The 26,299-nt window shown below is 37.6% G+C and carries 21 protein-coding genes and 1 riboswitch; of the genes, 3 read left to right on the top strand and 18 right to left on the bottom strand.

Annotated elements, in window-relative coordinates; genetic code table 11:
- Positions 1-4: 4 nt before the first annotated feature.
- The 8 genes from MOQ65_RS02195 to ribD form a co-directional block, all read right to left on the bottom strand.
- Positions 5-1,249, bottom strand: a complete 1,245-nt coding sequence (locus tag MOQ65_RS02195) for an adenosylhomocysteinase (protein WP_024066206.1) — start codon at positions 1,247-1,249, stop codon at positions 5-7.
- A 70-nt stretch (positions 1,250-1,319) separates the two neighbouring features.
- Positions 1,320-2,384 (bottom strand): S-methyl-5-thioribose-1-phosphate isomerase, encoded by a 1,065-nt coding sequence (gene mtnA, locus MOQ65_RS02190; RefSeq protein WP_257846518.1) that lies wholly within the window; start codon positions 2,382-2,384, stop codon positions 1,320-1,322.
- A 42-nt stretch (positions 2,385-2,426) separates the two neighbouring features.
- Positions 2,427-3,221, bottom strand: a complete 795-nt coding sequence (gene mtnP, locus MOQ65_RS02185; protein ID WP_257846517.1) for an S-methyl-5'-thioadenosine phosphorylase — start codon at positions 3,219-3,221, stop codon at positions 2,427-2,429.
- 120 nt (positions 3,222-3,341) lie between these two features.
- A complete protein-coding gene (gene hslO / locus MOQ65_RS02180) occupies positions 3,342-4,220 on the bottom strand; it encodes an Hsp33 family molecular chaperone HslO (RefSeq protein ID WP_024066203.1) in 879 nt (292 codons plus the stop codon).
- Between the two features lie 194 nt (positions 4,221-4,414).
- Positions 4,415-4,876, bottom strand: coding sequence for a 6,7-dimethyl-8-ribityllumazine synthase (ribH, locus tag MOQ65_RS02175; protein ID WP_257846516.1), 462 nt, complete (start codon positions 4,874-4,876; stop codon positions 4,415-4,417).
- 72 nt (positions 4,877-4,948) lie between these two features.
- Complete coding sequence (locus MOQ65_RS02170; protein ID WP_257846515.1) at positions 4,949-6,151, bottom strand: bifunctional 3,4-dihydroxy-2-butanone-4-phosphate synthase/GTP cyclohydrolase II; 1,203 nt, start codon at positions 6,149-6,151, stop codon at positions 4,949-4,951.
- 17 nt (positions 6,152-6,168) lie between these two features.
- Positions 6,169-6,825, bottom strand: a complete 657-nt coding sequence (locus tag MOQ65_RS02165) for a riboflavin synthase (protein ID WP_257846514.1) — start codon at positions 6,823-6,825, stop codon at positions 6,169-6,171.
- Positions 6,806-8,020, bottom strand: coding sequence for a bifunctional diaminohydroxyphosphoribosylaminopyrimidine deaminase/5-amino-6-(5-phosphoribosylamino)uracil reductase RibD (gene ribD, locus MOQ65_RS02160; RefSeq protein ID WP_257846513.1), 1,215 nt, complete (start codon positions 8,018-8,020; stop codon positions 6,806-6,808). The genes MOQ65_RS02165 and ribD overlap by 20 nt, the downstream gene beginning before the upstream one ends.
- 68 nt (positions 8,021-8,088) lie before the next feature.
- A riboswitch (FMN riboswitch) is annotated at positions 8,089-8,204 on the bottom strand.
- 293 nt (positions 8,205-8,497) lie between these two features.
- Between ribD and poxB the strand changes: the two genes are divergently transcribed.
- Positions 8,498-10,240: a ubiquinone-dependent pyruvate dehydrogenase gene (gene poxB / locus MOQ65_RS02155; RefSeq protein WP_257846512.1), complete on the top strand. Its 1,743-nt coding sequence runs from the start codon at positions 8,498-8,500 to the stop codon at positions 10,238-10,240.
- A gap of 95 nt (positions 10,241-10,335) precedes the next feature.
- Here the strand turns inward: poxB and MOQ65_RS02150 are convergent, their stop codons facing one another.
- From MOQ65_RS02150 to MOQ65_RS02120, 7 genes are all read right to left on the bottom strand, one after another.
- A complete protein-coding gene (locus MOQ65_RS02150; RefSeq protein WP_227720488.1) occupies positions 10,336-10,794 on the bottom strand; it encodes a hypothetical protein in 459 nt (152 codons plus the stop codon).
- A gap of 56 nt (positions 10,795-10,850) precedes the next feature.
- On the bottom strand, positions 10,851-11,060 hold the full coding sequence (locus MOQ65_RS02145) for a hypothetical protein (protein WP_119209216.1): 210 nt from the start codon (positions 11,058-11,060) through the stop codon (positions 10,851-10,853).
- A 28-nt stretch (positions 11,061-11,088) separates the two neighbouring features.
- Positions 11,089-11,469, bottom strand: coding sequence for a hypothetical protein (locus MOQ65_RS02140; protein ID WP_257846511.1), 381 nt, complete (start codon positions 11,467-11,469; stop codon positions 11,089-11,091).
- Between the two features lie 130 nt (positions 11,470-11,599).
- Positions 11,600-15,391: a PolC-type DNA polymerase III gene (locus MOQ65_RS02135; protein WP_257846510.1), complete on the bottom strand. Its 3,792-nt coding sequence runs from the start codon at positions 15,389-15,391 to the stop codon at positions 11,600-11,602.
- Between the two features lie 2 nt (positions 15,392-15,393).
- Positions 15,394-16,371 (bottom strand): DNA polymerase III subunit delta, encoded by a 978-nt coding sequence (gene holA / locus MOQ65_RS02130; protein ID WP_257846509.1) that lies wholly within the window; start codon positions 16,369-16,371, stop codon positions 15,394-15,396.
- Between the two features lie 11 nt (positions 16,372-16,382).
- Positions 16,383-18,605: a ComEC/Rec2 family competence protein gene (locus MOQ65_RS02125; protein WP_257846705.1), complete on the bottom strand. Its 2,223-nt coding sequence runs from the start codon at positions 18,603-18,605 to the stop codon at positions 16,383-16,385.
- On the bottom strand, positions 18,562-19,131 hold the full coding sequence (locus MOQ65_RS02120; protein WP_257846508.1) for a ComEA family DNA-binding protein: 570 nt from the start codon (positions 19,129-19,131) through the stop codon (positions 18,562-18,564). The genes MOQ65_RS02125 and MOQ65_RS02120 overlap by 44 nt, the downstream gene beginning before the upstream one ends.
- A gap of 111 nt (positions 19,132-19,242) precedes the next feature.
- Here MOQ65_RS02120 and MOQ65_RS02115 point away from each other — a divergent pair, with 111 nt between their 5' ends.
- The gene (locus MOQ65_RS02115; RefSeq protein WP_257846507.1) at positions 19,243-20,472 is read left to right on the top strand and encodes an aminopeptidase; all 1,230 of its coding nucleotides are present in this window, start codon (positions 19,243-19,245) and stop codon (positions 20,470-20,472) included.
- Positions 20,473-20,572: 100 nt separating this feature from the next.
- Here MOQ65_RS02115 and MOQ65_RS02110 read toward each other — a convergent pair whose 3' ends face one another.
- The 3 genes from MOQ65_RS02110 to MOQ65_RS02100 form a co-directional block, all read right to left on the bottom strand.
- A complete protein-coding gene (locus MOQ65_RS02110) occupies positions 20,573-21,052 on the bottom strand; it encodes a deoxycytidylate deaminase (RefSeq protein ID WP_009352594.1) in 480 nt (159 codons plus the stop codon).
- A 76-nt stretch (positions 21,053-21,128) separates the two neighbouring features.
- Positions 21,129-23,597, bottom strand: coding sequence for a leucine--tRNA ligase (leuS, locus tag MOQ65_RS02105; RefSeq protein WP_257846506.1), 2,469 nt, complete (start codon positions 23,595-23,597; stop codon positions 21,129-21,131).
- Positions 23,598-23,698: 101 nt separating this feature from the next.
- The gene (locus MOQ65_RS02100) at positions 23,699-25,291 is read right to left on the bottom strand and encodes a glycosyl hydrolase family 18 protein (RefSeq protein WP_257846505.1); all 1,593 of its coding nucleotides are present in this window, start codon (positions 25,289-25,291) and stop codon (positions 23,699-23,701) included.
- 152 nt (positions 25,292-25,443) lie between these two features.
- Between MOQ65_RS02100 and lgt the strand changes: the two genes are divergently transcribed.
- Positions 25,444-26,268: a prolipoprotein diacylglyceryl transferase gene (gene lgt, locus MOQ65_RS02095; protein ID WP_178884927.1), complete on the top strand. Its 825-nt coding sequence runs from the start codon at positions 25,444-25,446 to the stop codon at positions 26,266-26,268.
- The last annotated feature ends 31 nt before the right edge of the window (positions 26,269-26,299 follow it).

Genomic DNA, 26,299 nt, shown 5'->3' with positions numbered 1-26,299 from the left:
TTAATTAATTTACTTTTGTAAGGTAATCGATTTGTTCTTGTGTTAAAGAATCTAAGTCGTAACCCATGGAGTTCAATTTAAGTTTTGCAATTTCCGCATCTAATTCATGAGGCAATACATATACTTTAGGGTCCATATCTTTACCATTATGTAAAATATGTTCTGCTGCAAGGGCTTGCATAGCAAAGGATAAATCCATAATTTCTGCAGGGTGACCATCACCAGCAGCAAGGTTAACAAGACGACCTTCAGCTAATACGTAAAGCTTGCGACCATCTGCCATAGTATAGCCTTCGATGTTTTGACGAACACGTTCATGACTTACTGCAAGTTCTGTAAGATCAGCTACATTAACTTCACAATCAAAGTGACCAGCATTACATAAGATAGCTTTATCTTTCATTACTTCATAATGTTCTTTCACAATTACATCTTTGCAACCTGTAACAGTACAGAAAATATCCCCTACTTTAGCAGCTTCAATCATAGGCAATACTTTGAAACCATCGAATACAGCTTCAATAGCTTTGATTGGATCTACTTCTGTTACATATACATGAGCACCAAGGCCTTTTGCACGCATAGCAACGCCTTTACCACACCAACCATAACCAGCAACAACCACGTTTTTACCTGTTACTGTTAAGTTTGTAGTACGCATAATACCATCCCAAACGGATTGGCCTGTACCATAACGGTTATCAAAGAGATATTTACAGTAGGAATCGTTTACTGCAATCATAGGGAATGTCAATTGTTTAGCATTCTCTAATGCATATAGACGATGTACACCTGTTGTAGTTTCTTCACTACCACCTAACAAACGTTCTTTTGCATCTTGACGTGTTGTGTGTAACAAATTTACCAAGTCACCACCATCATCGATAATAATGTGCGGTTTATGATCAAGAGCCTTGTTAAGGAAGTTGAAATATTCTTCCTCAGTACAATCATACCAAGCATATACAGTTAGGCCCATATCAACGAGACCTGCAGCTACATCATCTTGTGTAGATAATGGGTTTGAACCAGTTACGATAACATCTGCGCCACCGCGTTTTAAAACAGTAGCTAAGTATGCTGTTTTTGCTTCCAAGTGAACACTTACAACAATTGTTTGACCTTTAAAAGTTTGTTCTGCTTCAAAGCGGTCACCTAATGTATTTAATGTAGGCATAAAGTTGGAAACCCAGTCAATTTTCTTACGGCCTTCTGCGGCTAAATTAATATCTTTAATTAAAGATTGCATAATATCTCCTTTTACTCATACAAGTAGATTCAATAAAAATATGTATGGTTAATCCACTTGGATTTTTTTGTTATTTAGATTCTACAATCTGACGTAGCTTATCAATAGACTCTTCGTAGTTTGGTTTTAATACACCTTCTTCAGTAATGATAGCAGTCACTAATTCATGTGGTGTAACATCGAAGGCTGGATTTAGTACATCAATACCCTTAGGTGCTGTTTGAACACCATGTAACGATGTTACTTCATAATCATCGCGCATCTCAATAGGAATATCGCTACCATTTTCTAAGGTAAAGTCAAATGTACTATACGGTGCCGCCACATAGAATGGAATGTTATGGAATTTAGCTAACACAGCCACACCATAAGTACCGATTTTATTAGCTACATCACCTTTAGTAGTGATGCGGTCTGCGCCTACGATAACTGCATCAATAAGGCCATGCTGCATCGCATAAGCAGCCATATTGTCTGTTTCCAATGTTACAGGAATGCCATCCTCATGTAGCTCAAATGCAGTAAGTCTAGCACCTTGTAATAATGGTCGTGTTTCATCCGCATAGACTCGTTCTAATTGACCATTTTCATGAAGCTTACGAACAACACCCAGTGCTGTACCTAGACCACCTGTAGCTAATGCACCGGCATTACAATGGGTCAAAATACGAATATTCTTTTGACCTTCAAATAATGTAGCCCCTGCTTCGGCCATACGACGATTCAAAGATACGTCTTCTTCATGAATAATAATGGCTTCCTTCGTAATGAGGTCTACCACATCACTCATAGAGGACATGCTTTCAACTTGACCTTTTACTAAAAAAATCACCCGATCTACGGCCCAAGCTAAGTTAATTGCTGTAGGACGAGTTTCTTTTAAAGTCTCGCTAAATTCATATAAGCTTGTAAGTTGTTCACTAAATGGAGCCTCTAAACGGCCTGCTTCCATAGCAGCTAAAATTAAACCATAACTAGCAGCTACACCAATGGCAGGTGCCCCACGAACGCGAAGCATTTTAATAGCCTCAGCCACTTGACGCCAATCCGTGCAGTGAACATAAGTAATTTCAGTAGGTAATTTAGTTTGATCTAATAGCACTAGAGTATCTTTACGCCATTCAATATTAATCATACATTCTCCTTCGATGAACTATTGCGTATCGTTATGAATGGATTATAGTTTAAAGCCACCATATTCATGCATGCGATTATGCGCATCATAACGAGCATCTACATCGATTACATCAATAGCACCTAAAATGAGAGCTTTAAGCTGAGCTGCCATGTCGCCCATCATTTCTACCACTTCACTATGTGTTAGAGCAGATTCAGAAATACCTGCAGCATAGTTGGTAATCATAGAAATCGTAGCATATGCCATTTCAGCTTCATTAGCTAAATTTACTTCAGGTACATTTGTCATGCCTACTGTATCCCCACCAAGCATGTGGAACATTTTAATTTCCGCTGGTGTTTCAAAGCGTGGACCTTCTGTACATACATAAGTACCACCATTGTGAACAGACAAACCTTGTTCAGTACCAACCTTTTGAAGAATATCCCGTAGTTCTGGACAATACGGATTTGTTACATCCAAGTGTGCTACTGGACGGTCACCACCTTCATAGAATGTAGTGATGCGGTTTTTAGTAAAATCTAAGAACTGATCAGTCAAAACGAAATGACCTGGTTTAAAGTTTTCATTTAAAGAGCCTACAGCTGTTGTAGAGATAATAAATGAAACGCCTAATTTTTTGAGGCCCCAAATATTAGCACGATAGTTAATTTTGTGTGGAGGAATTGTATGATCTTTGCCGTGACGAGCAACAAAGATTACTGTTTTCCCATGGTATGTACCTTGTACATAATCTATTTCACCATATGGTGTCATTAAGGATTCTTCATGAATATTTTCAAAGATGGACGGATCATAAACACCAGTACCACCAATTACGCCAATTGCACTCATTGTGACCTCCTATTATTAATAACTCTTATCTTTTATTTTCTCATAGAATACAAAAACAGGCTATAGGAAAAACCATATAGCCTGTAATTTTTATAAAGGTTATTTAATTCTTAATAGTAATTATTGTAAAGGACCTTTTGGTTCGAACATATCTTGTAGTTCTTCACGACTAAAATGATACTTTTCATTACAGTAATGGCATACAAGTTCTGTTACTTCATCTTCCAAAATAGCCTGTTTATCTTCTTCTCTTAATGTCATAAGTACGGCACCAAAGCGATCCCGTCCACAACGACATTGGAAGTGAATTGGTTCATTATATACTTCATTCACAGTCAAGCCATCAAGAACGCGTTCCATAAGTCCCTTACCATCTGGATGAGCTTTTAAATATTCTGTAATAGGACCAAGTTCGTTAATATTCTTTTCTACTTGTGCTAATGCTTCATCTGTAGCATCTGGCAAAGCTTGTACGATAAAACCGCCTGCCACAACCGTATGATAATCTGGGTCTACCAATACACCTAAGCTAATAGTAGAAGGCACTTGCTCAGAAGCATATAAATAGTAAGCCAAATCTTCTGCAACTTCACCACTTTGAATAGGACTTGTGGAGGTATAATCTTGTGCTAATTGTGTGAAGCGAGTCACTTGGACTTCCCCATTATGACCTACTGCAGCACCTACATCAAGCTTACCAGCACGTTTTAAAGGTACATCTACATGTGGCTCATCCACATAGCCACGAACTGTATTATCTGCAAAAGCATCTACGTGGACAACGCCTAGAGGACCATCACCTTTGATACGAAGACTTACATTTTCATGGTTTTTAAAGTCTCCAGCCAATAAAATAGCTCCTGTCATAGCACGACCTAAAGCAGCCGTTGCTACAGGCCACAAATCGTGACGTACGCGAGCCGTTTCAACGGTATCTGTTGTTACCGCTAAAGACATACGAACCCCTTCTCGGGTCGTAAAACGTTTTATATAATCCATTCTATCATTCCTTATTTCTAATTAATAAATCATGCACACTTAATAGTGCTTTTATAGTATATCATGTCATAGATTTACTTTTCAATAACAGGGAATATATGTTCGTCTACTCTAACTTTAAGTTAAAAGAACATATTTTCGATAATATAAAAACACTCAGCATCATAAGACACTGAGTGTTTACTATGTAATTATTAGAATTGATCGATAAGATTAACCATTTCGATAGCGCCCATAGCACAATCGTAACCCTTATTGCCAGCTTTAGTACCAGCACGTTCAATCGCTTGTTCAATATTTTCAGTAGTTATTACACCGAACATAACAGGAATACCAGTTTCCAAGGAAACATGAGCAATACCTTTAGCTACTTCATTACATACATAGTCATAATGAGTTGTAGCACCACGAATAACAGCACCAACGCAGATAACCGCATCGAAGCGACCAGATGAAGCAGCTTTTTTAGCGATTAATGGAATTTCATAAGCACCTGGTACCCAGATAACAGTGATATCCTCTTCTTTTACATCGTGACGCAATAAGCAATCTTCAGCGCCACCAATTAATTTGGATGTAATGAACTCGTTAAAACGAGAACCGATAATAGCAAATTTTTTACCGCTACCTAATAAATTACCTTCTTGAACCTTCATTATGTTGACCTCCTATATTCCTATAAAGGAAATTCTTATGTGTCGAGCAATTTGTTAAATAAAACTAAATGATTAGTCTTCTAGCATATGACCCATTTTTTCTTCTTTTGTCTTTAAATACCCTGCATTAAATTTATTGGCTGCAATGATGAGCGGTACACGGTTAGTTACATCAATCCCCCAATGTTCTAAGCCATGACGTTTTTCTGGATTGTTTGTCAACAATCGAATACTCTTAATACCTAAGAAACGAATAATTTGAGCTGCTAAGGAATATTCGCGCATATCTGCAGGGAAACCTAATTGTTCATTAGCCTCTACAGTATCTAAACCTTGCTCTTGTAAAGCATAGGCTTTAATTTTATTTGTTAAACCGATACCACGGCCTTCTTGACGCATATAGACTACAACGCCTTTGCCTTCTTTTTCGATGGCACGTAACGCATGATCTAATTGCTCACCACAATCGCAACGTTTAGAACCAAATACATCGCCTGTTAAACATTCAGAGTGAATACGTACAAGAACATCGTCACAGTTTTGTACATCACCTTTAACGATAGCTAAATGCTCTTTTTTATCTAATTCATTTTTGAAAACAAAGATATTAAAGTCACCAAATTTAGTAGGTAATTTAGAACAAGCACCGAGTTCTACCATGTCTTCATGTTGTTTACGATACTCAATAAGTTCTGCTACAGATGCAATTTTAAGATTATATTCTTTAGCAAATTGTAATAGATCTGGCAAACGAGCCATATCGCCATCGTCTTTTGTGATTTCACAAATAACAGCAGCCTCTTGTAAGCCTGCTAAGCGACAAAGGTCGATAGATGCTTCTGTATGGCCTTGGCGAACTAATACGCCACCCTCTTTATATACTAGAGGGAATACGTGACCAGGACGACGGAAGTCTTCTGGTTTAGCATTAGGATCTAATAATTTTTGAATTGTATAAGCACGTTCTGCTGGAGATACGCCTGTTGTAGTATCTACGTGGTCAACAGTAACAGTAAAAGCGGTTTCATGATTGTCTGTATTTTTAGCAACCATTGCTGGAATACCAAGCTTTTCTAATGCTTCACGGCGCATTGGTGTACATACAATACCGCGCGCGTATTTAACCATAAAGTTAATATTTTCTTGTGTAGCAAACTCTGCAGCGATGATAAGATCGCCTTCGTTTTCACGGCTTTCATCATCAACGATAATAACAGGTTTACCAGTTTTAAGGTCTTCTAAGACCTCTTCAATTGAATGTAATTGTTCGCTCATAGGAACGCTCCTTACTTTTATATAAATCCATTCTCTACTAAGAGGGATTGCATAGATTTCTTAGGTTTTTCTTCGGTAGGTTCACTGCCGAGATTCATAAAATGACGAATATATCGACCAGCGATATCCGTTTCTAAATTAACCTCTGTACCAATATGGGCAGAGCCTAAAATAGTTTCGCCCAACGTATGAGGAATGATAGATACGGAAAAACTGCTGTCCGTTCGTCGCATGATGGTGAGGCTAATACCATCGATGGTAATAGAGCCCTTATAGATGACGTAATCCATTACGGATTTAGGGGCCTCTACGGTAAAGATAATAGCATTATCCGTTTGTTCGCGATCAATGATGCGGCCTGTACCATCTACGTGACCTGCCACAATGTGACCGCCAAATCTACCGTTGGCGAGCATAGCACGCTCTAAGTTGACTAGTTGATGGACTTTTAAATTTGTGAAAGTAGTCATCTTAATCGACTCTGGCATTACATCTGCGGTAAATACGCCATTACCAATCGTTGTAGCCGTCAAACATACACCGTTAACAGCTACGGAGTCACCTATTTTTAAATCACTAAATATTTTATTCCCCCGAATTGTTATGGCTAAGGATTTAGGGCCCTTTTTAATGCTCTCTACACGGCCGATTTCTTCAACGATTCCCGTGAACATAAGCGCCCCTCCTTCCTTCACGATACGCTTCAATGCGAATGTTATTATCTAATACTTTAGTTTTTGTAAAAGTTAACTGTGGAGAAGATTCTAAACTTTCAAAGCCACGACCACCTACAGCAGGTGTAGCCTCTATTCCACCGATTATTGTATTACCAATATAAGTAACTACCTTATCAAAGTTCAATGTTTCTACAAATGAACTTATAATGGCAGAGCCACCTTCAACTAATAATGAAGTATAACCAAAATCGCCCAACTTCGTAAGAATATCATCAATAGATAGTTTTTTAATATCTATTACGATATCTGTACTTTTACTTTTACGAGTAGATACTGATTCAACAACAGTAACAAGAGCCCCTACTTGTTCCAGCGCCTGTATTCGTTCTTTAGGACAGCCTTTCGATACAAATATATGTACCTTGCGAGTATCTACTTCAAATACATGACTTGTGGTAGGTGTTCGACCTAGACTATCTAAGATGATTACATCAGGCTGATGAACATGAATCGGTTCATCAAGTATGCTTGTATCTAATAAAGTCTCTGATAATTCAGTATCAGTTAAACGACAGTTTAATTGAGGATTATCTGCCAAAATTGTACCGATACCAACGAGCATGGCATCATGAGTAGCACGCAGTATATGTCCATCTCGGCGGGAGGACTCATTCGTAATCCATTGGGATTGGCCGGTAAAAGTGGCAATCTTACCATCAAGGGACATAGCACTTTTAATAGTTACAAAAGGTTTACCTGTCTGTATATATGTAAAGAAATGCTCATTTAGTTCAGCACATTCCTCACTACATACGGGGCAAACAACCTCTATGCCTGCTTCACGGAGTAAATCCATACCCTTTCCCGATACTAGTGGATTAGGATCTGTACTACCTACAACGACCTTAGCTATGCCAGCCTCGATAATACGCAGCGCACAAGGTGGAGTTTTACCATAATGAGAGCATGGCTCTAAGGTTACATATAAAGTAGCACCCTTAGCATTATCACCAGCTTGGTTTAAGGCATGAACCTCAGCATGAGCCGTACCAGCCTTATGATGATAACCTTCACCGATTATTGTATTGTCTTTAACCACTACGGCACCAACCAAAGGATTTGGCGAGGTGTAACCTGTGGCTAATTTTGCCAGTGCAATGGCGCGTTTCATATATGCTACGTCATCCACCATATCACCTCAATAAAAAAAGGACTATATACATAGTCCTTGGGTAATCATAAATACGCACGTCAAATGTGCTTCGTCTTTTCTCATCCAGACTGTACTGTCGGTATCGGAATTGCACCGATTCATACCTAAAAGGTTCGCGGACTATACCGCCGGTAAGGAATTTCACCTATCCCCAAAGACTCATCTATTTTGTTTCTGAATTAATAGTAACACTTTTATTAACGTTATGCAACAATAAGAGTTTTGTATTGAGAAATATTGTTAAAAAGTAAAGAAGGAATAAAATATATATTATCATAGTTCAATATATAATAGATTAAAAATTTATTAATCATAACAATATAAACATATATAAATTATGTATACATAAAATGGTAACATTTATCACATAATTACACTACAAAGAGGTCTAATATAATAATATATGGTTTTATAACAATATTTAATTGATATTATTTATTAAATATAGGTGATAATATGGCAAAAAAAAGAATTTCTGATGTACTGATAGATGTCTTAGCCAATGCGGGCATCGAACGCATTTATGGTATCACTGGCGATAGTTTAAACTCTGTAAACGATAGTCTACGCCGCAATGGTAAGATTGCTTTTGAACATGTTAGACATGAAGAAACTGCAGCCTTTGCTGCAGGTGCAGAAGCAGCCTTAACTCATAAATTAACTGTCTGTGCTGGTAGTTCTGGTCCTGGTAATTTACACTTAATCAACGGTTTATTCGATTGTCATCGCAATCGTGTTCCAGTATTGGCTATTGCGTCTCATATTCCGCAATCTGAAGTAGGGTTAAATTATTTCCAAGAAACACATCCAGAAAACTTATTCAAAGAATGTTCTTGTTTCTGTGAACTTGTTTCTAATCCAAAACAAATGCCGGAAATCCTTTTCCGTGCTATGAATGCAGCAGTTGGTAATCAAGATGTTGCTGTTATCGTCCTTCCTGGGGACGTAGCAGTTATGGAAATGGAAATCGACGAGTTACCGGTTTGGAATCAACCTCGTTTACCTCATATCGTTCCACAACGCGATGATATTGAAGAAATGGCTGCCCATTTAGAAACAGGTAAACGAATTACCCTCTTCTGTGGTGCAGGTTGTGAAGGTGCACATGATGAGGTCGTAGAATTAGCAAAACGCCTACAAGCTCCTGTAGTGCATGCTTTCAGAGGCAAAGAATGGGTTGAATGGGATAATCCATATGATGTAGGTATGACAGGCCTATTAGGCTATACATCTGGTTATCGTGCTATTGAACAATGCGACACACTCGTTATGCTTGGTACAGACTTCCCTTACCGTCCATTCTATCCGGAAAATGCTAAGGTAATCCAAGTTGATAGAGATCCTAGTGCATTAGGTCGTCGTGTTCCTCTTACACAAGGTATTATTGGTACTGTAAAAGATACATTGAAAGAATTATTACCTCTAGTCAGCCAACGTGGTGATACTGAGTTTATCGATACTGTACGTAAAGCGTATACTAAATTTAGAGGCGATCTAGATAGCTATGCTGTATCTGAACCAGATGGTGTTGCAATTCATCCACAATATTTTGTTAATCGTTTGAATAAATTAGCTGCTGAAGACGCTATCTTTACCTTTGACGTAGGTACTCCAGTTATTTGGACTGCTCGTCACTTAAAAACAAATGGTAAACGCCGCATCTTGGGTTCCTATAACCATGGCTCCATGGCTAATGCTATGATGCATGCTATTGGAGCTCAAAATGCATGTCCAAACCGCCAAGTCATTTCCCTCTCCGGTGATGGTGGTTTCACAATGATGATGGGCGAAATGTTAACATTAAAACAACTTAACTTGCCAGTTAAAATCTTTGTATTCAACAACGAGGAACTTAGCTTCATCGCTATGGAAATGAAAGCTTCTGGCTACCTAGACTATGCTACAGACTTTGTAAATCCAGACTTTGGAAAACTTGCAGAAGCGGCTGGTATTAAAGGTGTGAGCATTCAAAATTCTAGTGAAGTAGACGAAAAAATTATGGAGGCTCTTAATCATAATGGTCCTGTTATCGTCAATGTTCACGTAGATAAACAAGAACTTGCTATGCCTCCAAAAATTGCTTACCAACAAGCAAAAGGCTTCAGTAAATACTTGATTAATGCAATCCTTGATGGCCGTGGTACAGAACTTAAAGAAATGGCCAAAACAAATTGGATGAAATATAAATCTCTATACTAAAATCTGCCAAATATTCAAACTCTGTCAAAATAAATAAACTGCAAAACTTTCAAAAAGAGGTGTCATCAAATGATGACACCTCTTTTTTTCTTAATTTAATCATATACTGTTATAAAACCTTCAGTCCATCCCCTTAAATTAAGAGTGACAGGAGCTATTCCTAGACACTCTATGCCATGTACTTTAAATATATCCCAGGTTTTATACCACTCTATTGCTTTCTCTGCATATTTTAAAGTACTAAATAAACCTATGTATCCTGAACATGTATAATAATCATCTATATCATAATCATACCAAACACCATAAATTTTGTTGTTTATGATTTTATAACTAACATCATCACCTATATGCGCACAATCATTTAAATAATGAGTTGTTATCGAAAATGAATCATCAGCCAAATCAGAAAAACCTATCAAATTTTTTGACTCAGTTAATGCCATTTCTGCTAATGATAATTTAGAAAAAAAGCCTAGGCAAAAATACTCTGTATATGGTAACTCATTATTCCTTTTATAGTGAGCTACAGCTTCATATATTGGAACTCTCATAATCAACCAACTCGTTACAAAATAAAAACAATATAAATATGACACTCTAATAATTTCTATCTATAATAATCGTCCTCGTAATCGTCTTTATACCGTATTGCATCTACCTCTGATGGGGATAGCACATTCCCCTCTTCATCAACATATTCCCTAAATTCATTAAAGTATACACCTGGAATATCTGATTCTTCTAACTCAGGTACATCCTCGGGCTCAATGTCCCAAAATTCTATTTCCACAGATTGATTTTCATGCTTATTTATCATTTCCTAACACTCCCTTTATCAGAGAAATTTACTTAAATACAAGAAAATTAACAAAAGTATTGAGTACAATAATAAAGATAATTCGACTATAGATGTTTAATCTACTAATAACATCAGTTAATTTATAAGGCATATTGGTTTTAGTATTAATCTCTTTATTTACAATCTTCTTCAAATAAACCAATTTAAGCATTTCGGATATAGATACTAAGAATAGAACTATAGCAAATATTTTATTACTATAATCAGCAAAAATTAAACCTAAATAAATTACTAAAACTTGGAAGATTTGTATAAATAAAAAAGATTTACTTCTTTTAAAAGAAGCCGATACAAAATATATTTCTTTTGATTTAGCTAGAATTACTACTGTAATAACAGCCATTAATGTTAAAAAAAGAAAAATCATTTTCTCCTCGTAGTATAGTTATAATGGGTAATATTATTAATTGTATTTTAGCAAAATATAGAAAAATAAGCACTATATCCAATTTTGGATATAGTGCTTATTTTGTATTTAAGTTTTATCTTGTGTTTTATTATGCCCCAAAGAGTGACATTTGTTCGTCTTCTGGTAATTCACCACAGCATTTAAGTTCTTTCATAAGATCAATGATGGTGTTAGATACTTTACAACGACGTTGCAAGTCTTTTAAAGATGTAAACGGACGTTCTTCTCGTTCAGCTACGATAGCATCTGCTACTGTTTCACCTAAAGAGTCAATAGCCAAGAATGGCGGCAATAAAGCACCATCTTTAATGCTAAAGCGTCTAGCTTCGGAGTGTTGAATATCTACATTAACAAAACGATAGCCCCGTTGGTACATTTCCATAGATACTTCTAAGGCACTCATAAGATCCTTATCTTTAGGACTGGCACTACGATCAAGAGCCTTAATACGATTGAACTCAGTCATTTGCGTTTTAAGGTCTCCTGTCATGATGCGCAAGTCAAAGGCCTTGGCACGAATGGAGAAGTAGGCAGCATAGAATGCCAATGGATGGTACACTTTAAACCAGGCTATACGGAACGCCATCATAACATAGGCTACCGCATGGGCCCGTGGGAATAGATAGGAAATCTTCTTACAAGATTCAATAAACCATTCAGGAATATTGTTTTCCCGCATTTCTGCTTCAAACTCAGTCGTCGCTTGACCTTGTTTATTCCGTTTTTCAATCCCTTTCCCTTTACGTACGTTTTCCATTACGAAGAAGCTATGCTTTCTATCCATACCGCGATGGATTAAGAAGTTCATTACGTCGTCACGGGTAGAAATGGCTTCGTTCAATTTACAAGTACCATTTTTAATGAGGTCTTGCGCATTGTCGAGCCATACGTTTGTACCATGAGAGAAACCAGAGATACGAACTAAGTCAGAGAATGTTTGAGGACGAGAGTCTTCCAGCATGCCCCGTACGAACTTCGTACCACATTCTGGAACGGCCAAACTAGCAACTTGGTCACCTTGTAATTGCTCAGGTGTTAAACCAATACCCTCTGTAGAAGAGAATAAGCTCAATGTCTTTGGATCATCAAATGGGATTGTCTTAGCATCTATACCTGTCAAATCCTCTAGCATACGAATAATTGTCGGATCATCATGGCCCAGAATATCGAGCTTAGTCATACGGCCTTCGATGGAGTGATAGTCAAAGTGTGTTGTTAATACACCACTTTCCTTCTTATTCGCTGGATGTTGTATAGGTGTAAAGTGATGCACATCCATATCGCGAGGACATACCATGATACCTCCAGGATGTTGGCCAGTAGTATTCTTAACATTGGTAAAGCCTTTTGCTAAATGTTCAAAGAAACCACTACGAGCTTGTATATCTCGAACTTCGGCGTATTTTTTAACATAACCAAATGCTGTTTTGTCCGCAATAGTACCGATTGTACCCGCTTTAAATACATTGTCACGTCCAAATAGTTCTTCTGTATACTTGTGTGCCTTTGCTTGGTAGTCACCAGAGAAGTTTAGGTCAATATCTGGAACCTTATCACCTTCGAAACCAAGGAAGATGGCAAACGGAATATCATGGCCATTAGTTTGCAGCGCATGACCACACTCAGGACAGTCCTTACGAGGCAAGTCAAAGCCACCTGCGTATTCGCCCGTTTCAAAGAATTCAGAATGTTTACAATTAGGGCAAACATAATGTGGCGGTAATGGATTTACCTCTGTAATCTCAGACATGGTAGCTGCAAAAGAAGAACCTACAGAACCACGTGAACCTACGAGATACCCATCATCAAGAGATTTTTTTACCAGTTTATGTGCAATGTAATACAATACACCATAACCATTGGAGATAATACAATCCAATTCATAGTCTAAACGTTCTTGTACTACGCGAGGCAATGGATCACCATAAATAGCCTTCGCATTTCTATAACACATTTCTGTGAAAGCTTCATCAGCACCTTCGATCTTTGGTGAATATGTGCCATCTGGAACTGGTTTAATATCTTCAATGCTATCATTAATTGCACGAGTATTAGTAACAACTACTTCATAGGCCTTTTCTTCACTTAAGTAAGGGAAGGATGCCAACATTTCATCGGTGGTACGTAAATGTAAATCTGGTTGTTCATCTGCATCTGGATAACCACAGGCAGTCAACATGATTTCACGGTAAATCTTTTCTTCTGGTGTTAAATAGTGAACGTCACACGTTGCACAAACAGGCTTATTTAATGCATCCCCTAATTCAATAACCGTTTTGTTCATATCGATAAGGGCTTGCTCATCTGGCATAAGTCCTTTACGAACCAAGAACATATTATTTGTATGTGGCTGAATTTCAAGATAGTCATAGAAAGATGCAATCTCTAATAGTTCTTCCTTTGTAGCGCCGCGAACAATGGATTGCATAAGTTCACCAGCTTCACAAGCAGAACCGATAATAATGCCTTCACGATGTTCTTCAATAACAGAACGAGGCAAACGAGGACGTACCTTATAGTGTTCAAGGTGAGAAATAGATATCATCTTGTACAGATTGCGCAAACCTACCATATTTTTAGCTAATAAGATAATATGGTAACGTTTATCTTTTTCTTTTTTCTTCTTCTTATCTACTACAGGCTCTTCATCACGAGCAACAATTTCATCATCAATGAGATAACCTTCTACACCATAGATAACCTTAACGCCCAACTCTTTACCAAGAGCTTGGGCTTCTGGAAAGGCTTGTACAACGCCGTGATCTGTAATAGCTACCGCAGGATGACCCCATTTTTTTACTGTTTTAAATAGGTCTTTAACAGATACAAGGGCATCCTTATCACTCATCTTAGTATGCAAGTGCAGCTCTACACGGGAGTCTGGACGGTTTTCAGTGCGCTCCACGCTATTAGTTTCCATAGCTTCAATGCTTCGAATAGATAAGATATAATCCTTATCAAATCGATCATCAAAGCTGACGCTACCATGTACGCGTACACGTTGTAAACCTTTTAATTGTTTAAGTAGCGCATCCCCTTCTTCAGGGCTGTTCGTAAACTTGATAAATTTGATGCTATTCGTATCGTCTACGATGCTACCGTTAACGATACTTTTACCAGTCTTAGTATCACGTTTATCTAGACCAACAAATACACCTTCAAAAATAACACTAGGCGTATCCAAAGTGCCCATAATTTTAGAGGTCACTCCCTCAATTTTAGGCCCTAAAATCATGCCTTCATCAGTAGGAGCATCCTTCGGGGCACGACGAGGATATTTACTATCCCCTTCACTACCTTTAGAAGTAGATTTTGTAGTACTTTTATGTGCAAAACCTTTACTTGCTTTAGGTGTACTGCTCACAGCTGCGACAGTATCACTATTGCTAGATGCGGCAGCCGTTTGATTAGAACGAGATACAACGACAGGACTATTATTAAAGTAGCCCAGCTCAACAGCCTCTACAAACGGGGCAAAATCATCTTCGTCAACATCATCATATTCATCTTGTTGATCATATCCTGCAAAGGACTTGCCTCTAGGGGCTTGATTTTTAGCCTCTTCAGCCTCACGTTGCGCTTCTGCCGCTTCAATCCATTCACCAGCACCACAGCCTCCACCATAATAATAGGTATCCAACCCTTCCCCAGTTTCAGTATCTACCTTCCAAGCAAAACAGCATGCTGTATCAGTATTTGTTGGAATATCATCAAAAGATATATTCTTCTCCTTATACCATGCAGATAATCTGTCACGTAGGCTCAGCAGCGTAGAAAATGCAGAGTCTGCAGCTTGTATCGTCACATGTTGGCTATGACAGTTTACATAGAAGGATGATTTCTTATTCTGTTTTGGTACAACACGATAACGTACTTTCATTTTTATCCTTTATACCCACAATAGGTAATACATAAATCTCTAAATCGCCAAATATCGCCCTTACTGCTACGGCTATCTAAAATAATCTCATAGAGCCCTTTTAATAAAGCTCGTAAGGCCTTAACTGAAATTCTAGGACTTGCTTCATAAGCCAACTTAATCGGATATGGTTTAAATGACGAATCATGATCCTTACATAAGTTTTGTATGGCTTGAACAGACATTCCCGCTTGGCGACATTCGCTAACCAGTAGCTGCAAACGTAACTGCCCCTCAATATAGCTCATAGCACGATCTAATTCTTTATAGCCGAACATAAACGGAAATAATTCAAGCAATGTATCAATATCTCGTTTCAACAAAGCCTCTTTAAAGGTGAAAATATTTTTAGCACCATAGTCACTACCATTCTCTTCAAGGAATTCTTTCGTAATGACTTTATCGCCTGTTATCTGTAAAAAATAACGATCAAATTCGGTTTTCATAAATGAAACCGGTACATCTTGCCACAAATCGATGAGATGAGCCACATATTCTTGTGCATCAGGAGTCATTTTAAATCCATTAGATGTACAATATTGACGAATCCACATCACTAGGTCAGCCCCTTCAAGACGCTTACATTGATGATTTGGTATTTTATCTAAAATTTCTTTATTCTGTTTGATTCGTTTATCAATCATATCATGATAAATCAAAAGGATAGGATTATCCCCATTATATTCCATAAGGAGTTCATACAATGGAATCCAGGCATCACTATTTTTACCGCTTTTACGAATAATAGGCAAGTTAACTAAACAGAATACCTTTTGATCGCCAAAGAGAGAATCTTCACATAGTTTTTCACTTATCTTCTGTGGCCCAGCTTCATCATCTAATACGGTCACTGGAAGGTCAGGATAGGCACTAAGAAACTTGCGTTTTTCTTCTTCAATTAATTGTGGCTCATCGCCATAGATGAGTTTAATTTCAGCCATACATCCTCCTTTCACAGATACATATCTTCAATAAAACTGTACCCCATAATATACATATATTCTGATGATGGATCCACATCGCGTAAAGCCCCATGTGGACTGCCAAATAGAACTATATTATGCGGCAGTAATCTGCCAATTTCATTCATTGAACTAGATCGACTCGTAATAAATAATGTATTAGTCTTATCTTTTAATTTTAGATTTTTTTCTCCTCTTTGTCCATTATATACATCGATTTCTTTCATACTATTTTTATATATTGTTTTTGCAGATCCGTTACTATGAAAGTAGTCTATCTTTACAACTTTTGGATTCACACCATATGCCCTTATAGCTTGATTGATAAGCCTTTCATTAGGCGTCGTTTTAATATGGTCTGGCGCATCAATTAATAGATGAGCCCCTTCATGATTAGGTTCTATGCAAAGCAATACATTGCATTGCTTCATTGGAATATAATGAACTAATATTTCCTTATGGTGATGCGTAACATAATAGGAAGCACCAAAGGTCAAAATCATTAAAGATAATGATATTACTATATGTACAGTATATCTTTTTCTATGCGTCAAAAAGTACGTAAATAAACCTAATATCACATAATATATATAAGCACAATAAGGATGCATCATCCCTAGCCAAAGTAAACTGCCACTACGACCTAATACATGATTTAAATATAACGATATACGTAATAATGTATCTATCAAAGACCATAGAAACGGTATAGGCATAACATAGCTAATAACAGTACTTATAAAGATTAAAATGATGGATACATCTAATATAGGTGCTACTATACAAGCTGCTAACAAACTAGCAATACTGATATAGTGAAAGTAATACAGCTGTAGTGGCAAAATAAGTAACTGTGCCGACACACATAATACAAGGGGTGTTTTAATCCATTTTGGTAGCCATTGAATACGATCATATAATACCGTTCCCCATATGAGCAATCCATAGGTCGCACCAAACGATAGCTGAAAACTTACATCAAATACAGAAAAAGGATCATATACTAGACATAGAATAGCGCATATACATAGCGCCTGCTTAGCTTGATATAGTCGCCCTTTTACATAGGCTATGCACATGAGTATACTCATCATCGTAGCACGTAGAACAGGTGCATCGCCACCAACGACACCACAATACATGATAGCCAGTAAAATCCCCATAATCAAACTGGTTCGTTTTTTTAATTTAATAAGTCGTCCAAGTCCATATACCAGTGCTAATAAGAGAGCAATATGCGAACCTGATATAGATAGAATATGGATAAGTCCTGTATAGGAAAAATCCTTCATTGTATCTTCTCCTAGCTCACTATAATGTCCACCTAAGGCTAACGCTTGAGCCAATACTTGTTGTGGCCCCTCTAAATGATGAGCAATAGTTTTATCTATAGACGCTTGTATTGAACCACAAATAAATAAGAGTTTCCTATATAGTTTTTCAGAAAAGGTTTCTTTATAGCAAAATGCTTGTAAGTCTTTATTACTAGCCACTCGGTATATACCATCATAGATACGTCCTCGAGTATTAGAGCTCATATAACGGCCTCTAAGATTAATACGACCTTCCTCTTCAATGAGAAATAAGGGCTTTGGTGTACCTTCAATAATTGCATATTCTCCTAGTCGTATTGGATAGTTCGTAGCAGATTCCTTTGAGTAAACTTGTAAACGCCCCTGTGCTTTAATATAGTCATTTTTTGCAGTATTTTTATAGGGGTGTAAGCCATGGACTTCAATAGTATATTTGTAATACTCCTGTCCGTTCAAACTTATCCTTTCAGGCGCAGTTACAACCGTACAAAGATATTCGCCTTCTTGCTGTAAATAATATGATGTATAACTATTGAAATGTATAATCCGTAAATCTGTTTGATAATAAGATAAACCAACTAAAACAAGGACTAAACCGATTAACTTAGTAAGTGAATACCATCTATTAGACGATTGAAATGCTTTAAAAATACCTACAACTATAATAGCTAACCCAATAGCAAAGATGTATCGCATCTGATTAAGTACTGGATAATACTGACCATAGCCTAATATTGTACCCATAATTATAGAACTCAATATAATATGTGCCCATTGGCTATGGGTTAAAACCTTACTGTTCCCATTAATATCATTTACATCATGGAAGAGCCCATTATTGTTGCTATCTTGATGACTAAATTGTAATTTTATCTTTAATTTTCTTAAATACGCCGTCACCAATTCCCTTCACCCCCTTGATACTTTCAACAGATGTAAAGGGGCCTTTTTGTGAACGATACTCTTCAATTCTCTTTGCCATAGTAGGACCAATGCCGGGCAACGCATCTAGTTCTTTAGCAGTGGCGGTATTAATATTTATCTTATTACCACGCAATAACGCTTCAGGATTTCCGTGAAAGTTAAAAACTACGTGGATATGATCTCCTCCAGTCACAGATTTAGCCATATTAATAGACTCTACATCTGCATACGGTAATAGTCCTCCTGCTAGCTTGATAACATCTCCTACTGTTGCTGAGCTTTCAAGCTCATATAGACCAGGTGAAACTACGGCACCCGTAATATAAGCAATCGGTTTATTAGATATTTCTGATACATTTGATATAGAAGAATTTCCATCTACTCCCCCTTCAGCACGGACAGAATCGCTTTCATCTGTTATAATAGGCCATAGGAAATAAATTCCTACTAAAATACATAGGATTAATATAATTATCATATACGGCTTCAATTTATATTTCATAGTGCACCTCCTACTGAAGGATTTCCCTATGAAAAATATAACTCCTACCCATGACTCTATTAGTCACACAAGCAGGAGTTTAACAATTGATGTCGAATAAAAGGAGAATTTATGAATCAAGAAACATTAAAAAAATACGCCCATACATTACTAAAGTACGGCGTAAATTTACAACAAGACCAAACATTAGTTATTTCTGTTGATGTAGAAAATAAAGATTTTGCAGTAATCGTTACTGAAGAAGCCTATGAGCTAGGCGCAAAAGAGGTTGTTCTTAACTGGAGATGTTCTCCTATCGCTCGTCAACGCTTATTACATGCTAACGAGTCTGTTTTAGAAAAACCTGCTAACTGGATTCCTGAATTCTACAAACAGTATATCGATGATAAGGCAGCATTTTTATCTTTAATCAGTGCTAATCCTAAAGCATTGGAAGGTATCCCAACAGATCGTATTTCCTTACAATCTCGTAACTTAAACAAAGCATTATCCTTCTATCACACAGCTATCATGAACTCTTCTGTTACATGGTGCGTTGCATCTGTACCGACCGTTCTATGGGCAGATTTACTGGGCTATGAAGGTAGTGATGAAGAAAAAATCAATCAATTGTGGGAAACATTATTAAAACTTTGTCGCATTGAAGGTATCGAACCGAAAGATACATATCGTCATCATATGGCAAAATTGCGTCATCGCTGTGAAGCATTGAATAAATTAGACTTAAAATCATTGCGTTACACTTGTGAAAACGGCACCGACCTTTTATTAGAATTGCCAGAAGACCATATCTGGCTAGGTGGTGAAGAATCCTCTAAAGATGGTACTATTTTCAATGCTAATATTCCTACAGAGGAAGTTTTCTCTGCCCCTCAATATAATGGTGTAAATGGCGTTGTGCATAGCACAAAACCATTAATTTACCATGGCAATACGATTTCAGATTTCTCCTTCACGTTCAAAGAAGGTAAAATCGTTGAATATACAGCCAGAGAAGGTTATGAAGTTCTTAAAGAATTAGTAGAAACTGATGAAGGATCCCACTACCTTGGCGAAGTAGCATTAGTGGATCACTTCAGCCCAATTAGCCAATCTAACCAAATCTTCTATGAAACATTATTTGATGAAAATGCGTCCTGTCATTTAGCAATTGGCGCATCCTATCCTACATGCCTTAAAAACAGCGATGGTTTATCTGAAGAAGAATTAAAGGAACGCGGCCTTAACCACTCCTTAACACATGTGGACTTTATGATTGGTCATGAACGCATGAATATTAAGGGATATACTCGTGATGGTCAAGCTGTTGATATTATGATTGACGGTCGTTTACAAGTATAATTTAGGTATACAATCTAACATAGTACAAAATATAGTAAAAGCTCTTATCCATTATTAATAGATAAGAGCTTTTCTTGTAATATTATTGTTTTATACTTTATCATACGGTAATATGTAAAGTCCGTCCCGTAGGTTTATATTCGATAATTTCTACACCTGCTGTTTTTAGCATTCGTTTAGATGCCTTAACCTCTTTTGTATCTTTGTAAAGATCATCTCGGTAGATAACAGCCTTAATACCACTTTGAATGATGGCTTTAGCACATTCATTACAAGGGAATAGTGTTACATATATTTTAGAACCTTCTAAAGAACCACCCCGATAATTCAGTATGGCATTGAGTTCGCTATGTACAGTATAAAAGTATTTATTATCATCTGCTGTATCGCGTTCCCACGTGAAATCATCATCACTACAATTTAAAGGCATACCATTGTAACCAATGGATAAAATTTTATTGTCATTGCTTACGATGCAGGCACCTACTTGTGTATTAGGATCTTTAGAACGTTGTGCTGCCAAAATGGCAACGCCCATGAAGTATTCATCCCAAGAAATATAATCGCTACGTTTTGCCATAATTACCTCACTTAAAAATAAGCCCCCTTCTACCTATGTAGTTGGGGACTTACAGTATTAAACGAATAGAATATCGTTATTTAACAACGATATTTACAAGTTTACCTGGTACATAAATAACTTTTACGATATTTTTACCTTCTGTAAACTCTTGAACACGGCTAGATTCTTTAGCCATTGTTTCTAATTCTTCTTTCGTAATATTTACGGAAACAGTAAGTTTATCGCGAACTTTACCATTTACTTGTAATACTACTTCTACTTCATCTACAACAAGAGCAGCCTCTTCGTATACAGGCCAGTTTTCAGTGTGGATGGATGTAGTTTCACCCAATTCATGCCACAACTCTTCTGTCATATGAGGAACGAATGGTGCTAAAAGAAGTAATAAGGAATGAGTCAATTCATTAGCCAAAGCGCTATTGATTGTTTCAGCTTTATCCTTATGAGCGTACATAGCATTTACAAGTTCCATGATGGCAGAAATGGCTGTATTGAAGTTGAAGTTGTTATCAAGGTCTTCTGTTACCTTTTTGATAACGCGGTGCAATTCACGACGTAAAGCGAATTCGTCTTTTGTAAGTTCACCAGTTACTTTTTTCTTACCTTCTTCGTTGTATGCATCAACGATACGCCATACACGGCCTAAGAAACGGTAAGAACCTTCAACACCTTGGTCAGACCAATCGAGGTCACGATCTACAGGAGCCGCAAAGAGAATGAACAAACGAGCAGTGTCTGCGCCATAAGTATTGATAATTTCTTCAGGAGAAACTACATTACCTTTGGATTTAGACATCTTGCTGCCTTCTTTAAGAACCATACCTTGTGTCAACAAACCACGGAATGGTTCGTTAGCTTCGATAAGGCCTAAATCGTGAATAACTTTCACAAAGAATCGGGAGTACAACAAGTGCAAGATAGCATGTTCAATACCACCGATATATTGGTCAACGTTCATCCAGTAGTTAGCGATTTTTTTATCGAATGGAGCTTGGTCATTTTTAGTGTCTGTATAGCGCAAGAAGTACCAAGAGGAATCGATAAATGTGTCCATTGTGTCTGTTTCACGACGTGCAGGACCACCACACTTAGGACATGTAGTATTTAGGAAGCTTTCAGATGTAGCCAATGGAGATACGGCACCAGACTCAAATTTAACATCCTCTGGCAAGCGTACTGGCAACTCTTCTTCAGGAACGAGTTGTTCACCGCATTTTTCACAATATACTACAGGAATTGGCACGCCCCAGTAACGTTGACGAGAAATCAACCAGTCACGAAGACGGAAGTTTACCTTACCTTCACCAATGCCGCGTTCGTTAAGAGCAGCTGTGATAGTTTTACGAGCCTCTTCAGATGTTTGGCCATTATATTCACCAGAGTTAACGAGGATACCATCTTCATGGTACCATTCTTGCCATTTATCAAGGCTGTATTCTTCGCCTTCACGAGCTACAACTTGTTTAATTGGCAAATCATATTTGTGAGCAAATTCCCAGTCACGTTCATCATGTGCAGGGGAACCCATTACGGCACCAGTACCATAGTCTACCAATACATAGTTAGCAATCCACACAGGAACTTGTTCGCCAGACATTGGGTTTACTGCATAGGAACCAGTGAACATACCTTCTTTAGGTGCATCTGTAGATGTACGATCGATATCGCTCATATTGCGCATACGCGTAATGAAAGCTTCCAATTCAGCTTTATTAGGAGCATTTTCAATAAGACGTTCCACATATGGATGTTCAGGAGCCAATACTACATAGCTTACGCCATAAATAGTATCAACCCGTGTAGTATACACAGATACGCGTTCATTAATGGATGGAACTTCGAAGGAGAACTCTGTACCTTCAGAGCGACCAATCCAGTTCTTTTGCATCAATTTAACGCGTTGTGGCCAGTGATCAAGAGTGTCTAAATCAGTTAACAAGCGATCAGCATATTCTGTAATACGCAAGAACCATTGAGACAAATCTTTTTTCTCAACTGGGTTATCACAACGCCAGCAAGCACCGTCGATAACTTGTTCGTTCGCCAATACAGTATGGCACGTTTCACACCAGTTTACTTTAGCTTCTTTTTTGTATGCTAAGCCTTTTTTATAAAATTGTTGGAAGAACCATTGGGTCCATTTGTAATAATCTTCTTTACATGTTGCAACTTCACGGTCCCAATCATAGGACAAGCCAAGCGCTTTTTGTTGCAATTTCATGTTCTCGATGTTGTCTAGTGTCCATGTTTTAGGTGCAATACCATGTTTGATAGCCGCATTTTCAGCAGGCATACCAAAGGAGTCCCAGCCCATTGGATGTAATACGTTAAAGCCCTTCATTTTTTTGAAACGAGCTACTACGTCACCGATGGAATAGTTACGCACGTGACCCATGTGTAAGTTACCAGATGGGTACGGGAACATTTCTAATACATAGTATTTTTCTTTGGATTCATCATATTCTGTTTTAAATGTATGGTTATCATCCCAATACTTTTGCCACTTTTTCTCAATATCTTGGGCTACATATTTTTCATTCATGTAGGGGCCTCCTCATATAGTCAACCTCATTAGTTGCCGTTTTATAATCAATATTTTTATTTTACTACTTACTATGAAAGCAGTCAAACTCTAGCGTTTTACTACTTGTACAGATTTTGATAAGCGTTTTTCTCTGCCTTAGCTTCCTCTGCTTGACGTTTTTTCTCGGCTTTAGCTTGCTCCGCTTCTTCTTTAGCTTTGCGTTTAGCTAATTCTTTTTCTTCTTTTGCCTTACGTTTTGCTTCCGCTTTAGCAGCTTTGGCCTTTTCTTTTTCCTCTAGGCGTAATTTATATTGTTCAACCTTAGTTAATGGTTTAGTTTCTTCTACTACTGGTTCAGGAACAACCGCTGTAGGAGATTTAGGAATACCGCGGCCTAAGTCTTTGCTTTGAATCATAGCAATAGTAGATTCGTCTTCAAAGCCTTTGCGCCATGCAGCAAAACCACCGAGCTGTAATTCTTTTACAAGGTCTAGTTTCAAACCTAAGGACGTATTATCTTCAAACCAAATACGATCGGAACCAGACCCAGTTGGGATAGATAAATAATATAATTTTAATCTATCATCCCATGTCATTTTATCCTTGTAATTTGCAAAATAGCTACCTGTGTTTTTCATAGCCAAAGTTTCGCCTTTTGCATAGCCATTAGTATCATGCCATAAGCGCATATAGAATGGTACACCTAGTACTAGTTTTTGGGATGGTACTTCAGAAAGCATTTTTTCTGTATGGTTGCGAACCCATGGATAACTTGCTACAGGACCTGCTGTTGTACTTTTAGCCCATGTTTCGTCATACGCCATGAGAACTACATAGTCTACGGAATTAGCAAAGGCACTGCGGTTATATACTAAGGACCATTCTGGGCTATCAGAATAACCAGTTACATCAATGGATGTTTTAATATTGTATTGATGTAAATGATTAGATAAATATGCTACAAACGCTGTTAAACGATCACGGTCGGCATAATCAATATTTTCAAAGTCAAAGTTATAACCATCAAATCCGTAAATATAGGCATATTGCACAAGGTTATGAGCATATTTTTTCCATACAGATTGATCTGCTAAGATACCACTTGTAAAGCCAGGATCAAATCGATTCGTAATCAGAGGCCATACGTGGTAACCTTTACTTTTATAATCGTTAACATAATCAATACTTACATTAGGACTTGCTTCAAGGCCAAGGCTATGCAATTTGAACCAACTTGGAGAAATGATATTATCACCACTGGAATTCAGTTTTGCTTGATATGGAGTCCCCTGTGTTGGCCATGGATCAAAGGCCCAAGACAATGGTGTTTGCATTGTATAAGGAGCTTTTACTGTAGAGGCTTGCGGTGCAGGACCTAATGTTAATTGACCATTGACCTTTGTATAGCTCACACCGAGCATAGCTGGATCAGACTCAATATCGACATAGGTAATGCCATTTTTACTTGTAGTTGGCAATTTTACAGGTTCACCAACGGCAGCAGGATTTAAAACAATAGCATTTCCTTGTAACTCTGTTTGAGGTACATACACCGTATAGGATGTTTTATATTGATTTGCCTCGTAATGACGCGTTGTGTTTGCTAAGAATTGGTCAATGGGAACCAACACCTCAGCTTGTACTGCAGTCGTAGATAATGCGGACATTACTAAAGCTGTTAAGGATTTTAAAATAGTAGATTTACGAATCATGAACTCTCCTAACTCTAGCCCCATAAGGGGATACAATTTTAATCTCTATATTATACCATATTATATAGAATTCATCTCAGTTGTTGCATGAAGGGTACATGTAATTTATAATTTACCTTATACAATACAAGTTATTACATAAGGAGTTTTATATGCATCAATATCTATTTTTTATAGGTGACTTTCCTATCAGGGCTTATGGTGCCATGTTAGCATTAGCTATCATCTGTGGTGCCTCGGTTGCCTATGTTTTATTAAAAAAAGATGGTCGTGGTTGGCATGAACATATCATCGACTTTTCCATTACTGTTGCCGTAGCGGGCCTCATTGGTGCCAGATTATGGGATGTATTCTTCTTTGATTGGCAGTACTATGGCAATCATTTACTAGAAATCCCCTTTGTATGGCAAGGTGGCATGGCCATTCAAGGCGGTGTCGTTCTTGGCACCATTGCAGGCTATTGGTACTTACGTAAAAATAATATCGACTTTTGGGCTTTTGCCGATTTATTCGCACCAGCATTGATTTTGGCACAATCTGTAGGCCGTATGGCAAATCTCTTAAATGGCGATGCCTTTGGTCATCCTACGGGCGGTAATTTTGGTATTCTCTACCCTGAAAGCACGTTAGCACATCGCACCTACGGCAATCAACCATTATGGCCAGCCGAAATCTGGGAAGGTCAAATCGACATTCTTATCTTTGTAGCCCTCCTATTATTTAGCTCCTTTAAACATGCTAAAGGTCAAGTATTCGTGCTTTATGCGATTCTCTATTCTACGGCTAGATTCTTCCTTGAATTTTTGCGCGGTGACTATGTAAACTTAACATTAGGCTTAAAATCTGCTCAAATGACTAGCTTGATTGTCATCATCATTGGTATCTGTGTATTTATCTATCTAGGCTATCTAGAAAAGAAAAATCAAAAATTAATTGTTGCTACAGAGCCTACAGTTAAAACTAAAAAACGTAAATAAAACAGTAAATAATAAAAAATCCTTCATTCCT

The organism is Veillonella faecalis (assembly GCF_024677885.1).
GTDB lineage: Bacteria > Bacillota > Negativicutes > Veillonellales > Veillonellaceae > Veillonella > Veillonella nakazawae.
This window is presented reverse-complemented; position numbering and strand designations above follow the sequence as displayed.